The sequence below is a fragment of the Enterobacter cloacae complex sp. ECL411 genome, from assembly GCF_021869665.1.
GTDB lineage: Bacteria > Pseudomonadota > Gammaproteobacteria > Enterobacterales > Enterobacteriaceae > Enterobacter > Enterobacter intestinihominis.
The window spans coordinates 246464-260355 of record NZ_CP091486.1 but is presented as its reverse complement, the minus strand read 5'-3'; the positions used below and the strand labels follow the sequence as shown (position 1 = coordinate 260355).

The window sequence follows — 13892 nt, the reverse complement described above, 5'->3', positions numbered from 1 at the left end:
CCGCCGAGGCGGGTTTTTTATTGTCGGGTGGCGCTGCGCTTACCCGACCTGTGATTCATATGCCCGGTAATTTTACCTACCGGGCATCAACGATTACTCGTTGTCGGAACCGCCCAGACCTGCGTTCAGCAGTTCTGCAAGGCTCGCGGATGCATCTTCGGCAGTCACCTGCGGTGCAGCTGGCAGTTCACCCGCTGCACGACGACGCATACGATCCTGGTGGTACGCATAACCGGTACCGGCCGGGATCAGACGACCCACGATAACGTTCTCTTTCAGACCGCGCAGTTCATCACGTTTACCTGCAACAGCCGCTTCGGTCAGGACACGAGTGGTTTCCTGGAACGATGCAGCAGAGATGAAGGACTCGGTTGCCAGAGACGCTTTGGTGATACCCAGCAGATCGCGTGCAAAGGTCGCACCGATTTTGCCGTTCGCTTCCAGATCGCGGTTAGCGATCTTAACGCGTGAGTATTCAACCTGCTCGCCTTCCAGGAAGTCGGAGCTGCCCGCGTTTTCGATGGTTGCTTTACGCAGCATCTGACGAACGATAACTTCGATGTGCTTATCGTTAATCTTAACGCCCTGCAGACGGTATACGTCCTGTACTTCGTTAACAATGTAACGAGTAACAGCATGCACACCACGCAGACGCAGGATGTCGTGCGGCGCTTCTGGACCATCGGAGACCACGTCACCACGTTCCACGCGTTCACCTTCGAACACGTTGAGCTGACGCCACTTAGGAATCATCTCTTCGTACGGCTCGCTGCCATCTACTGGCGTGATAACCAGACGGCGCTTACCTTTGGTCTCTTTACCGAAGGAGATGATACCGCTGATTTCAGCCAGGATAGCAGGCTCTTTCGGACGACGTGCTTCGAACAGGTCCGCAACGCGTGGCAGACCACCGGTGATGTCCTTGGTACCGCCGGATTCCTGAGGAATACGCGCCAGGGTGTCACCAGAGCTGATCTGTACGCCATCTTCCAGCTGTACAATCGCTTTACCCGGCAGGAAGTACTGCGCAGGCATATCGGTGCCAGGGATCAGAACGTCGTTACCCTGAGCATCAACGATTTTCAGTGCAGGACGCAGATCTTTACCACCGGTAGTACGTTCAGCAGAATCCAGAACCACCAGAGAAGACAGACCGGTCAGCTCGTCGGTCTGACGAGTAATGGTCTGGCCGTCGATCATGTCAGTGAAGCGGATGAAACCACTTACTTCGGTGATAACCGGCATGGTGTGTGGATCCCAGTTTGCTACGGTTTCGCCGCCGGCAACCTGCTCGCCATCACCTTTCGCCATAACCGCACCGTAAGGCACTTTATAGCTCTCTTTGGTACGACCGAATTCGTCGATCAGCTTCAGCTCGGTGTTACGAGAAGTCACAACCAGCTTGCCTGCGGAGTTAACAACAGACTTCGCGTTGCTGAGCTTGATGCTACCTTTGTTTTTCACCTGGATGCTGGATTCAGCAGCCGCACGAGATGCCGCACCACCGATGTGGAACGTACGCATCGTCAGCTGTGTACCCGGCTCACCGATGGACTGTGCTGCGATAACGCCGATAGCCTCACCTTTGTTGATGATGTGGCCACGCGCCAGGTCACGACCGTAGCAGTGCGCACACACACCAAAGTCGGTGTCACAGGATACAACGGAACGCACTTTCACAGAGTCAACAGAGTTCGCTTCCAGCAGGTCACACCACTGTTCGTGCAGCAGAGTGTTGCGTGGAACCAGAATGTCTGCGGTGCCCGGCTTCAGGATGTCTTCCGCGGTCACACGACCCAGTACGCGATCGCGCAGCGGCTCTTTAACATCACCACCCTCGATAACCGGGGTCATGGTGATACCTTCGAGGGTGCCACAATCGTCTTCGGTGACGACCAGATCCTGCGCAACGTCAACCAGACGACGCGTCAGATAACCGGAGTTCGCCGTTTTCAATGCGGTATCCGCCAGACCTTTACGCGCACCGTGCGTGGAGATGAAGTACTGGAGTACGTTCAGACCTTCACGGAAGTTCGCGGTGATTGGCGTTTCGATGATGGAGCCATCTGGCTTCGCCATCAGACCACGCATACCTGCCAGCTGACGAATCTGTGCCGCAGAACCACGCGCACCGGAGTCGGCCATCATGTAGATGCTGTTGAAGGAGACCTGCTGCTCTTCTACGCCGTCACGGTTAATCACGGTTTCGGTTTGCAGGTTATCCATCATCGCTTTGGATACACGATCGTTCGCCGCAGCCCAGATATCGATAACTTTGTTGTAACGTTCGCCTGCGGTTACCAGACCAGACTGGAACTGCTCCTGGATCTCAGCAACTTCAGCTTCCGCTTCAGAGATGATCTCGTGTTTCTTCTCTGGGATGACCATGTCATCGATACCAACAGATGCACCTGAACGCGCTGCATAAGCAAAGCCGGTGTACATTGTCTGGTCAGCGAAGATAACGGTCGGCTTCAGGCCCAGAATGCGGTAACAGGTGTTCAGCATTTTGGAGATCGCTTTCTTGCCCAGCGCCTGGTTGACGATGGAGAAAGGCAGACCTTTCGGTACGATCATCCACAGAATCGCACGGCCAACGGTCGTGTCTTTCAGGCTGGTAATCGCCACGAATTCGCCGTTTTCATCTTTTTCGTATTCGGTGATACGCACTTTAACGCGCGCATGCAGAGAGGCCAGGCCAGCGCGATAAATACGCTCAGCTTCTTTCGGGCCAGTCAGCACCATGCCTTCGCCTTTGGCGTTAACACAGTCACGGGTCATATAGTACAGACCCAATACAACGTCCTGAGAAGGAACGATGATAGGTTCACCGTTCGCTGGAGACAGGATGTTGTTGGTAGACATCATCAGCGCACGCGCTTCGAGCTGGGCTTCCAGCGTCAGCGGTACGTGAACAGCCATCTGGTCACCATCGAAGTCGGCGTTATAGGCCGCACAAACCAGCGGGTGCAGCTGGATCGCTTTACCTTCGATCAGGACTGGCTCAAATGCCTGGATACCCAAACGGTGCAGAGTTGGTGCACGGTTCAGCAGTACCGGGTGTTCGCGGATTACTTCGTCCAGGATATCCCAAACGACAGCTTCTTCACGCTCAACCATTTTCTTAGCGGCTTTGATGGTGGTGGCCAGGCCACGCAGTTCCAGCTTGCCGTAGATGAACGGTTTGAACAGCTCCAGAGCCATTTTCTTCGGCAGACCGCACTGATGCAGACGCAGGTATGGACCTACGGTGATTACAGAACGACCGGAGTAGTCAACACGCTTACCGAGCAGGTTCTGACGGAAACGACCCTGCTTACCTTTGATCATGTCGGCCAAAGATTTCAGAGGACGTTTGTTAGAACCGGTGATCGCACGACCGCGACGACCGTTATCCAGCAGGGCATCTACCGCTTCCTGCAGCATACGTTTTTCGTTGCGTACGATGATGTCCGGCGCAGCCAGATCCAGCAGACGTTTCAGACGGTTGTTACGGTTGATCACGCGACGGTACAGATCGTTCAGATCCGACGTTGCGAAACGACCACCATCCAGCGGAACCAGCGGACGCAGATCTGGCGGCAGAACCGGCAGAACGGTCAGGATCATCCACTCTGGTTTGTTACCAGACTGAACGAACGCTTCCAGCAGTTTGATACGCTTGGTCAGCTTTTTACGCTTGGTTTCGGAGTTGGTTTCGTTCAGCTCTTCGCGCAGAGTTTCACACTCTTGCTCCAGATCCATACTCTTCAGCAGGGCCTGGATAGCTTCCGCACCCATCTTCGCGTCGAATTCGTCACCGAACTCTTCCAGCGCGTCCAGATACTGTTCTTCGGTCAGGATCTGGTTACGTTCCAGATTCGTCATCCCGCCTTCGATCACAACATAAGATTCGAAGTACAGAACACGTTCGATATCGCGCAGCGGCATATCCAGCAGCAGGCCGATACGGGACGGCAGAGATTTCAGGAACCAGATGTGAGCAGTTGGAGACGCCAGCTCAATGTGGCCCATACGCTCACGGCGTACTTTGGTCTGGGTCACTTCAACGCCGCACTTCTCACAGATCACACCACGGTGTTTCAGGCGCTTGTACTTACCGCACAGGCACTCGTAGTCTTTTACTGGCCCGAAAATACGCGCGCAGAAAAGGCCGTCACGCTCAGGTTTGAACGTACGGTAGTTGATGGTTTCCGGCTTTTTAACTTCACCAAAAGACCATGAACGGATCATGTCTGGCGAAGCCAGAGCAATTTTGATCGCATCAAACTCTTCGGTTTTAGTCTGCGCTTTCAGAAACTTTAATAAATCTTTCACGGATTTGCTCCCGTCGGAGTTAGCACAATCTGGTGTCGGGGGTTAACCCGACACCAGTGACCTGTTTGAGCGAGAATTACTCGTCTTCCAGTTCGATGTTGATACCCAGCGAACGAATCTCTTTCAACAGTACGTTGAAGGATTCTGGCATGCCCGGTTCCATCTGATGGTTGCCGTCTACGATGTTCTTATACATCTTAGTACGACCATTCACGTCATCAGACTTAACGGTGAGCATTTCCTGCAGGGTGTATGCTGCGCCGTATGCTTCCAGCGCCCACACTTCCATCTCCCCGAAGCGCTGACCACCGAACTGAGCCTTACCACCCAGCGGCTGCTGAGTAACCAGGCTGTAAGAACCGGTAGAACGAGCGTGCATCTTGTCGTCGACCAGGTGGTTCAGTTTCAGCATGTACATGTAACCTACGGTTACCGGACGCTCGAACTGTTCACCGGTACGGCCGTCAAACAGCGTAATCTGACCAGACGTTGGCAGACCACCCAGTTGCAGCAGCTCTTTAATTTCAGCTTCTTTTGCACCGTCGAATACCGGCGTTGCAATTGGCATACCCTTACGCAGGTTTTCCGCCAGACGCAGAACTTCATCATCGCTGAAGGTGTTCAGGTCGACTTTCTGACGCACGTCGGTACCCAGATCGTAGGCACGCTGGATGAACTCGCGCAGTTTCGCGACTTCTTCCTGCTGCTTCAGCATGGCGTTAATCTTGTCGCCGATACCTTTCGCAGCCATACCCAGGTGGGTTTCCAGGATCTGACCGATGTTCATACGAGACGGTACACCCAGTGGGTTCAGTACGATATCTACCGGCGTACCGTTAGCATCGTGCGGCATATCTTCGATCGGGTTGATCTTAGAGATAACACCCTTGTTACCGTGACGACCTGCCATCTTGTCACCAGGCTGGATCTGACGTTTAACAGCCAGATACACCTTAACAATCTTCAGCACGCCTGGTGCCAGATCGTCGCCCTGAGTGATTTTGCGGCGTTTCGCTTCGAGTTTTTTCTCGAACTCGTGTTTCAGTTCGTCATACTGCTCAGCCAGCTGTTCCAGCTGATTCTGTTTCTCTTCGTCGGTCAGGCCCAGCTCCAGCCAGCGATCGCGTGGCAGTTTGTCGAGCTTCTCAGCTTCAACGCCACCGGCAACCAGCACCGCATAGATACGGCTGAACAGACCCGCTTCGAGGATTTGCAGTTCTTCAGACAGGTCTTTCTTAGCCTGTTTGAGCTGCATCTCTTCGATTTCCAGCGCACGCTTATCTTTCTCAACGCCGTCACGAGTGAAGACCTGAACGTCGATAACCGTACCGGAAACACCGTTTGGTACGCGCAGAGAAGAGTCTTTAACGTCAGACGCTTTCTCACCGAAGATAGCACGCAGCAGTTTCTCTTCTGGCGTCAGCTGGGTTTCGCCTTTCGGTGTAACCTTACCAACCAGAATGTCGCCGCCGGTCACTTCCGCACCGATGTAAACAATACCGGATTCATCCAGTTTGGAGAGCGCAGCTTCACCCACGTTAGGGATGTCGGCAGTGATCTCTTCTGGCCCCAGCTTGGTGTCACGGGACACACAGGCCAGTTCCTGAATGTGGATGGTGGTGAAACGATCTTCCTGAACCACACGCTCGGAGACGAGGATGGAGTCTTCGAAGTTGTAACCGTTCCACGGCATGAACGCTACGCGCATGTTCTGACCGAGCGCCAGTTCACCGAGGTCGGTGGACGGACCGTCTGCCAGCACGTCGCCGCGCTCAACTGGCTCACCCAGAGATACGCAAGGCATCTGGTTGATACAGGTGTTCTGGTTAGAACGGGTGTATTTGGTCAGGTTGTAGATGTCGATGCCCGCTTCGCCCGGATACATCTCGTCTTCGTTAACTTTGATAACGATACGGGATGCGTCAACGTACTGAACGGTACCGCCACGCTTAGCAACTGCTGTAACACCGGAGTCAACGGCAACAGCACGTTCCATACCGGTACCAACCAGCGGCTTATCAGCACGCAGAGTTGGAACGGCCTGACGTTGCATGTTCGCACCCATCAATGCACGGTTGGCGTCATCGTGTTCCAGGAACGGGATCAGGGACGCACCGACGGATACCACCTGTTGGGTGGATACGTCCATGTAGTCAACCTGGTCGCGGCTGAACAGGCTGGATTCGCCTTTGCTACGGCAGGTAACCAGATCTTCTACAAAGTGGCCTTCGTCATCCAGGTTGGAGTTCGCCTGAGCGATAACGTAGTTGCCTTCTTCGATAGCAGACAGGTAATGAATTTCGTCGGTAACCACACCGTCGGTCACTTTACGATACGGGGTCTCAAGGAAACCGTATTCGTTTGTCTGTGCGTACACGGACAGGGAGTTGATCAGACCGATGTTTGGACCTTCAGGCGTTTCGATTGGACATACGCGACCGTAGTGAGTCGGGTGTACGTCTCGAACTTCAAAGCCTGCACGTTCACGGGTCAGACCGCCTGGGCCGAGTGCAGAGATACGACGTTTGTGCGTGATCTCAGACAGCGGGTTGTTCTGGTCCATGAACTGAGACAGCTGGCTGGAACCGAAGAACTCTTTCACTGCCGCAGAAATCGGCTTGGCGTTGATCATATCCTGAGGCATCAGGGTATCCAGATCGCCCAGAGACAGACGCTCTTTCACCGCACGCTCTACACGAACCAGGCCAACGCGGAACTGGTTTTCCGCCATTTCGCCTACGGAGCGGATACGACGGTTGCCGAGGTGGTCGATATCGTCCACTTCGCCTTTACCGTTACGGATATCGATGAGCTTCTTCATCACTTCAATGATGTCGTCTTTGCTCAGGATACCGGAACCTTCGATCTCGTCGCGCAGCAGAGAACGGTTGAACTTCATACGACCTACCGCGGACAGATCGTAGCGGTCTTCGGAGAAGAACAGGTTCTCGAACAGGCTTTCAGCCGCTTCGCGAGTTGGTGGCTCACCAGGACGCATCATGCGGTAGATTTCAACCAGCGCGCTCAGACGATCGTTGGTTGGGTCGACGCGTACAGTCTCAGAGATGTACGGACCGTGGTCCAGATCGTTGGTGAACAGCGTTTCGATACGTTTGTGGCCAGACTGGCTCAGCTTAGCCAGCAGATCCAGGCTCAGCTCCATGTTCGCCGGGCAGATCAGCTCGCCAGTTGATTCATCAACGTAATCTTTCGCGGCTACTTTTCCTGCAATGTATTCAACCGGAACTTCGATGTGTTTGATATCATCTTTTTCCAGCTGGCGGATGTGGCGCGCGGTGATACGGCGACCTTTTTCCACATACACTTTGCCGTCGGCTTCGATGTCGAACGACGCGGTCTCACCACGCAGACGTTCCGGCACCAACTCCATCTGCAACTTGTTGTCGCGGATTTCAAAGATCACTTTCTCAAAGAACAGGTCCAGGATCTGCTCAGTGGTATAGTTCAGTGCACGCAGAATGATGGTTGCAGGCAGCTTACGACGACGGTCGATACGGACAAACAGGTTGTCTTTTGGATCGAATTCGAAGTCCAGCCATGAACCACGGTAAGGAATGATGCGTGCGTTATACAGTACTTTACCGGAAGAGTGCGTTTTACCTTTATCGCTGTCGAAGAAGACGCCCGGGCTACGGTGCAGCTGGGAAACGATAACACGCTCAGTACCGTTGATAACGAAAGTACCGTTGTCCGTCATGAGTGGAATTTCACCCATGTAGACTTCTTGTTCTTTAATGTCTTTTACGGTGCCTTCCGGCGCTTCGCGCTCGTAGATCACCAGACGCAGTTTTACGCGCAGCGGTGCGGAATAGGTCACGCCACGGATCTGACATTCCTGAACGTCAAACACCGGTTCGCCAAGGCGGTAGCTGACGTACTGCAGCTCGGAATTACCGCTGTAGCTCTGAATCGGGAACACGGAACGGAAGGCTGCTTCCAGGCCGTACTGCCCTTCAGGATCTTGCTCGATAAACTTCTGGAACGAGTCAAGCTGGATAGAAAGGAGATATGGAATGTCCAGAACTTGTGGACGTTTACCAAAATCCTTACGAATACGTTTTTTCTCGGTATAGGAGTAAACCATAGGGTTCCTCAGCTCGCTGACAAGTCGACCCATCTGTCCGACGAAGGGACAGTTTGTGCAACACCATTTTGTGGACCGGAAAATTGAATACTTTCCGCAATACCTGTTGCTATCACGCTTAAACCATTTCATTGCGATTTACACAGAGCGAGCACCCTGTCGCAGTATATTAAGTCGTCGATAGAAACAAGCATTGTCAGGACAACCAGCAGTCAAACAGTGTGAAATGCTGCTGATGCCTTACAGCGCAAAAAGGCTGGTGACTAAAAAGTCACCAGCCATCAGCCTAATTACTTAGGCTGCAACCAGAAAAGTTGGCTTATTTAACTTCAACTTCAGCGCCAGCTTCTTCCAGAGATTTTTTCAGTGCTTCTGCGTCGTCTTTGCTCACGCCTTCTTTCAGCGCAGCTGGAGCAGATTCTACCAGGTCTTTAGCTTCTTTCAGACCCAGGCCAGTTGCGCCACGTACTGCTTTGATTACAGCAACTTTGTTCGCGCCAGCAGCTTTCAGAATTACGTCGAATTCAGTTTTTTCTTCAGCAGCTTCAGCCGGGCCCGCAGCTACAGCTACAGCAGCAGCAGCAGAAACACCGAATTTTTCTTCCATTGCAGAAACCAGCTCTACAACGTCCATTACGGACATAGCTGCTACTGCTTCAATGATTTGATCTTTAGTGATAGACATTTAAATTGTTCCTGAAAATCAGAATAAGTTTATACGTAAGCAAATGCTTTATAAAGATAACTGCGATTAAGCAGCTTCTTTCGCATCGCGTACAGCAGCCAGAGTGCGAACCAGTTTGCCAGCCGCAGCTTCTTTCATGGTTGCCATCAGGCGTGCAATTGCTTCTTCGTAGGTCGGCAGGGTGGCCAGGCGATCGATTTGCGATGCCGGGATCAACTCACCTTCAAAGGCTGCAGCTTTGACCTCAAATTTTGCATTCGCTTTCGCGAACTCTTTGAACAGACGAGCAGCAGCGCCCGGGTGTTCCATAGAGTATGCAATCAGGGTCGGACCAACAAACGTGTCTTTCAGGCACTCGAACTGAGTACCTTCAACTACGCGACGCAGCAGGGTGTTACGAACAACACGCATGTATACGCCAGCTTCACGACCTGCTTTACGCAGTTCAGTCATTTTGTCTACAGTAACGCCACGGGAATCCGCAACTACTGCAGACAGCGCGCCTTTGGCTACTTCGCTGACTTCAGCAACAATCGCTTGTTTGTCTTGAAGATTTAAAGCCATTAGCTTTGCTCCTGGATGTTTGCCGGAACTCATGTTCCGGAACTCACTTCACTCGACCCAACGGGAAGAGCGTCTTAATACGGTGAGCAGAAACAAGCCAGAGTATTTAAAATAATCTTAGCGTTCTGTCACCGTCTACGCAGGGGATTAAGTTTCTTGCGAAACACCTGCGGTCTTCGACGGAGGCCTGGATAGGCCAGGCTCCAACGAACAATTCTTTTAGCCGCTAACTTTTGTTAGCAAACGTGGGGGGTAAGATTGTAGACAAAATCACCGCCCACGTAAAGGCATTAGTTTGCAGCAGCGCTCAGGCCAGCCTGGTCAACTGCAACACCTGCACCCATGGTGGTGGAGATGCTAACTTTCTTGATGTACACGCCTTTCGCCTGAGTTGGTTTAGCTTTTTTCAGTGCAACCAGCAGAGCTTCCAGGTTTTCTTTCAGTTTGTCAGCGTCAAAGTCCACTTTACCGATGGTGGTGTGGATGATGCCGTTTTTGTCGTTACGGTAACGAACCTGACCTGCTTTAGCGTTCTTAACCGCTTCAGCAACGTTAGGAGTTACAGTACCCACTTTCGGGTTTGGCATCAGGCCGCGTGGACCCAGAACCTGGCCCAGCTGGCCAACAACGCGCATTGCATCTGGAGAAGCAATAACAACGTCAAAGTTCATTTCGCCTTTCTTGATCTGATCAGCCAGATCTTCCATACCTACCAGTTCAGCGCCGGCAGCTTTAGCCGCTTCAGCGTTTGCACCCTGAGCAAATACAGCTACGCGTACGGAACGGCCAGTGCCGTGTGGCAGTACAGTTGCGCCACGAACGTTCTGATCGGATTTACGAGCGTCGATGCCCAGGTTAACGGCAACGTCAACGCTTTCAACGAACTTAGCAGTTGCCAGTTCTTTCAGCAGAGCGATAGCTTCGTTGATGTCGTACTGTTTGGTCGCATCAACTTTGTCACGGATCACGGACATGCGCTTGGTCAGTTTAGCCATTTCTTAGTCCTCCACTACCAGGCCCATGGAACGTGCAGTACCTTCAATGGAGCGAGTCATCGCTTCAATGTCGGAACCAGTCATGTCGGCAGCTTTGGTCTGCGCGATTTCCTGCAGCTGAGCGCGGGAAATTTTACCCACTTTGTCTTTGTTCGGCTTACCGGAACCAGACTTGATGCCCGCTGCTTTCTTCAGCAGAACTGCTGCTGGAGGGGTTTTGGTAACGAAAGTGAAAGAACGGTCAGCGTAAACAGTGATTACAACTGGGATTGGCAGACCTTTTTCCATGGATTCAGTTTTGGCGTTGAACGCTTTACAGAATTCCATGATGTTCACACCCTGCTGACCCAGAGCTGGACCAACTGGTGGACTTGGGTTCGCCATACCTGCTGCAACCTGCAGCTTGACGTAGGCTTGTACTTTCTTAGCCATTCTAAAATCCTCTGATTGGGTAATAACGCCTCGGAGAGGCTCCCCGTGAATAAAATTCGTTTTACGGGTCGGAACCCATAAAAACAAAAGGCGCGAAATTGTATTCCAATCTCGCGCCCTGTGCAACGATTAAATCGTCGCTTTTTTGATCGCTGCTTAGGCTTTTTCTACCTGAGCAAAGTCCAGCTCTACCGGGGTCGCACGACCAAAGATAGAAACGGAAACTTTCAGGCGGGACTTCTCGTAGTCCACTTCTTCGACGACGCCATTAAAGTCAGCAAACGGACCGTCGTTAACACGAACCATCTCACCCGGTTCAAACAGCGTTTTCGGACGCGGTTTATCACCCACCTGCTGGAGGCGGTTCATAATCGCATCAACTTCTTTGTCGCTGATTGGCGCCGGACGGTCAGATGTGCCGCCGATAAAGCCCATCACGCGTGGTACGCTGCGCACCAGGTGCCAGCTCGCGTCGTTCATCACCATCTGAACCAGCACGTAACCCGGGAAGAATTTACGCTCGCTTTTGCGACGTTGGCCGCCACGGATCTCAACCACTTCTTCGGTCGGAACCATAACTTCGCCAAATAACTCTTCCATATTGTGTAATTTGATATGCTCACGCAGCGACGTAGCTACGCGGCCTTCAAAACCGGAAAACGCCTGAACGACGTACCAGCGCTTTTTAGGGGCTTCAGACATCTCAGAACCTCAGGCCAGTGATAAAGGATACCAGGCGAACCAGAATACCATCCAGTCCCCACAGGATCAGTGACATTACAGCGGTTACCGCCGCTACAATCAGCGTGGTGTGCAATGTTTCCTGGCGAGTCGGCCAAATGACCTTGCGGACTTCGGTACGCGCTTCGCGGGCAAACGCAACGGTCGCTTTGCCTTTCGTCGTCAACAGCGCGACACCACCCGCCGCAGCAATCAGAATTACCACTGCAAGCGCGCGTAGCGGCAGCATCATGTCACGATAAAGATAGTTGCCGACAATCGCCACAATCAGCAGCACGGCTACAACTACCCATTTCATCGCTTCCAGGCCGCGCCCGCTCCCTTGAGCTTCGGTATTCGCACTCATAAACCAACCTGTCAGAAGTATTCTACAAACATTTTCACCCCGCGAGTGCGAGGCAAACCAATCGAAATGCTATTCGCTTTTCGTATTATACGCTCTCCGCAGAGCCTGTCTCAGCAATGATTATGACAAAATTAATCACTGATGAGCCAGGTTCTGAAGTGAAAGCGTGCAAAAAGGGCATCAAATGATGCCCTTTTATTGCGCATTGCGTCAAATGTTATCAGCGATTAGCCGAGAACTTTAGCAACAACGCCCGCGCCAACGGTACGGCCGCCTTCACGGATTGCGAAACGCAGACCGTCGTCCATCGCGATTGGGTGGATCAGAGTCACAACCATCTTGATGTTGTCGCCTGGCATTACCATCTCTACGCCTTCTGGCAGTTCGATGGTACCGGTCACGTCAGTTGTACGGAAGTAGAACTGTGGACGGTAGCCTTTGAAGAACGGAGTATGACGGCCGCCTTCGTCTTTGGACAGAATGTACACTTCAGATTCGAACTTGGTGTGTGGCTTGATTGAGCCTGGCTTCGCCAGAACCTGACCACGTTCGATTTCTTCACGTTTGATACCACGCAGCAGAACACCAACGTTCTCACCAGCACGGCCTTCGTCCAGCAGTTTGCGGAACATTTCAACGCCAGTACAGGTAGACTTCGCAGTCTCTTTGATACCAACGATTTCAACTTCTTCACCAACTTTGATGATACCGCGCTCTACACGACCGGTAACAACGGTACCACGACCGGAGATGGAGAATACGTCTTCGATTGGCAGCAGGAATGGCTTGTCAATCGCACGCTCTGGTTCTGGGATGTAAGAATCCAGGAAGCCAGCCAGTTCGATGATTTTCGCTTCCCACTCTGCGTCGCCTTCCAGCGCTTTCAGCGCGGAACCACGAACGATTGGAGTATCGTCGCCTGGGAAATCGTACTGAGACAGCAGTTCACGAACTTCCATCTCTACCAGTTCCAGCAGCTCTTCGTCATCAACCATGTCGCATTTGTTCAGGAACACGATGATGAAAGGAACGCCTACCTGACGACCCAGCAGGATGTGCTCACGAGTCTGAGGCATAGGGCCGTCAGTCGCAGCAACAACCAGGATCGCGCCGTCCATCTGCGCAGCACCGGTGATCATGTTTTTGACATAGTCGGCGTGGCCTGGGCAGTCTACGTGTGCGTAGTGGCGAGTCGGGGTGTCATACTCAACGTGAGAGGTGTTGATGGTGATACCACGAGCTTTTTCTTCTGGTGCGTTATCGATCTGGTCGAAAGCACGAGCAGCACCGCCGTAGGTTTTAGCCAGTACGGTAGTGATTGCAGCGGTCAGCGTTGTTTTACCATGGTCAACGTGGCCGATAGTACCGACGTTAACGTGCGGTTTTGTACGTTCAAACTTTTCTTTAGACATCGATTGTCCCTCTAAGACACGGATAAATCGGTGATATCACCACATCAACCAGGCGAAAATGCCTGAACTGTTGAATACATTTACATTGAAACAGAGAGAAAGGGAGGGAGAAGTGAAGTGGTGCTGATACCCAGAGTCGAACTGGGGACCTCACCCTTACCAAGGGTGCGCTCTACCAACTGAGCCATATCAGCACGTATTGGAGCGGGCAGCGGGAATCGAACCCGCATCATCAGCTTGGAAGGCTGAGGTAATAGCCATTATACGATGCCCGCATCCTGAAACTCGGCTACCC

At 52.5% G+C, this 13892-nt stretch carries 9 protein-coding genes and 2 tRNA genes; all 11 read right to left on the bottom strand.

Features of this window, described 5'->3' with window-relative positions; genetic code table 11:
• Nucleotides 1-93 precede the first annotated feature (93 nt).
• The 11 genes from rpoC to L3069_RS01220 all read right to left on the bottom strand — a co-directional run bounded on the left by rpoC (nt 94) and on the right by L3069_RS01220 (nt 13872).
• Complete coding sequence (gene rpoC, locus L3069_RS01270) at nt 94-4317, bottom strand: DNA-directed RNA polymerase subunit beta' (protein WP_023299069.1); 4224 nt, start codon at nt 4315-4317, stop codon at nt 94-96.
• Nucleotides 4318-4393: 76 nt separating this feature from the next.
• The gene (gene rpoB, locus L3069_RS01265; RefSeq protein WP_023299068.1) at nt 4394-8422 is read right to left on the bottom strand and encodes a DNA-directed RNA polymerase subunit beta; all 4029 of its coding nucleotides are present in this window, start codon (nt 8420-8422) and stop codon (nt 4394-4396) included.
• A gap of 319 nt (nt 8423-8741) precedes the next feature.
• Nucleotides 8742-9107, bottom strand: a complete 366-nt coding sequence (gene rplL / locus L3069_RS01260; protein WP_002445276.1) for a 50S ribosomal protein L7/L12 — start codon at nt 9105-9107, stop codon at nt 8742-8744.
• A 66-nt stretch (nt 9108-9173) separates the two neighbouring features.
• Complete coding sequence (gene rplJ / locus L3069_RS01255; protein WP_003862338.1) at nt 9174-9671, bottom strand: 50S ribosomal protein L10; 498 nt, start codon at nt 9669-9671, stop codon at nt 9174-9176.
• Nucleotides 9672-9961: 290 nt separating this feature from the next.
• Nucleotides 9962-10666 carry a 50S ribosomal protein L1 gene (gene rplA / locus L3069_RS01250; protein WP_006810530.1) on the bottom strand — a complete coding sequence of 235 codons (705 nt, stop codon included), beginning with the start codon at nt 10664-10666 and terminating at the stop codon, nt 9962-9964.
• 3 nt (nt 10667-10669) lie between these two features.
• Entirely contained in the window at nt 10670-11098 is a 429-nt protein-coding gene (rplK, locus tag L3069_RS01245; RefSeq protein ID WP_003862340.1) for a 50S ribosomal protein L11, read from the bottom strand.
• Between the two features lie 156 nt (nt 11099-11254).
• Entirely contained in the window at nt 11255-11800 is a 546-nt protein-coding gene (nusG, locus tag L3069_RS01240; RefSeq protein WP_003862341.1) for a transcription termination/antitermination protein NusG, read from the bottom strand.
• 1 nt (nt 11801) lies between these two features.
• On the bottom strand, nt 11802-12185 hold the full coding sequence (secE, locus tag L3069_RS01235) for a preprotein translocase subunit SecE (protein WP_003862342.1): 384 nt from the start codon (nt 12183-12185) through the stop codon (nt 11802-11804).
• 227 nt (nt 12186-12412) lie between these two features.
• Nucleotides 12413-13597, bottom strand: coding sequence for an elongation factor Tu (gene tuf, locus L3069_RS01230; RefSeq protein WP_022646700.1), 1185 nt, complete (start codon nt 13595-13597; stop codon nt 12413-12415).
• 118 nt (nt 13598-13715) lie between these two features.
• Nucleotides 13716-13791: transfer RNA gene (locus L3069_RS01225), tRNA-Thr, on the bottom strand.
• Nucleotides 13792-13797: 6 nt separating this feature from the next.
• Nucleotides 13798-13872: transfer RNA gene (locus L3069_RS01220), tRNA-Gly, on the bottom strand.
• Nucleotides 13873-13892 lie beyond the last annotated feature (20 nt).

Bases quoted from the DNA above. Each gene is read 5' to 3' on its own strand.
- rpoB (WP_023299068.1), bottom strand. From the start codon at position 8,422: ATGGTTTACTCCTATACCGAGAAAAAACGTATTCGTAAGGATTTTGGT.
- rplL (WP_002445276.1), bottom strand. From the start codon at position 9,107: ATGTCTATCACTAAAGATCAAATCATTGAAGCAGTAGCAGCTATGTCC.
- rplJ (WP_003862338.1), bottom strand. From the start codon at position 9,671: ATGGCTTTAAATCTTCAAGACAAACAAGCGATTGTTGCTGAAGTCAGC.
- rplA (WP_006810530.1), bottom strand. From the start codon at position 10,666: ATGGCTAAACTGACCAAGCGCATGTCCGTGATCCGTGACAAAGTTGAT.
- rplK (WP_003862340.1), bottom strand. From the start codon at position 11,098: ATGGCTAAGAAAGTACAAGCCTACGTCAAGCTGCAGGTTGCAGCAGGT.
- nusG (WP_003862341.1), bottom strand. From the start codon at position 11,800: ATGTCTGAAGCCCCTAAAAAGCGCTGGTACGTCGTTCAGGCGTTTTCC.
- secE (WP_003862342.1), bottom strand. From the start codon at position 12,185: ATGAGTGCGAATACCGAAGCTCAAGGGAGCGGGCGCGGCCTGGAAGCG.
- tuf (WP_022646700.1), bottom strand. From the start codon at position 13,597: ATGTCTAAAGAAAAGTTTGAACGTACAAAACCGCACGTTAACGTCGGT.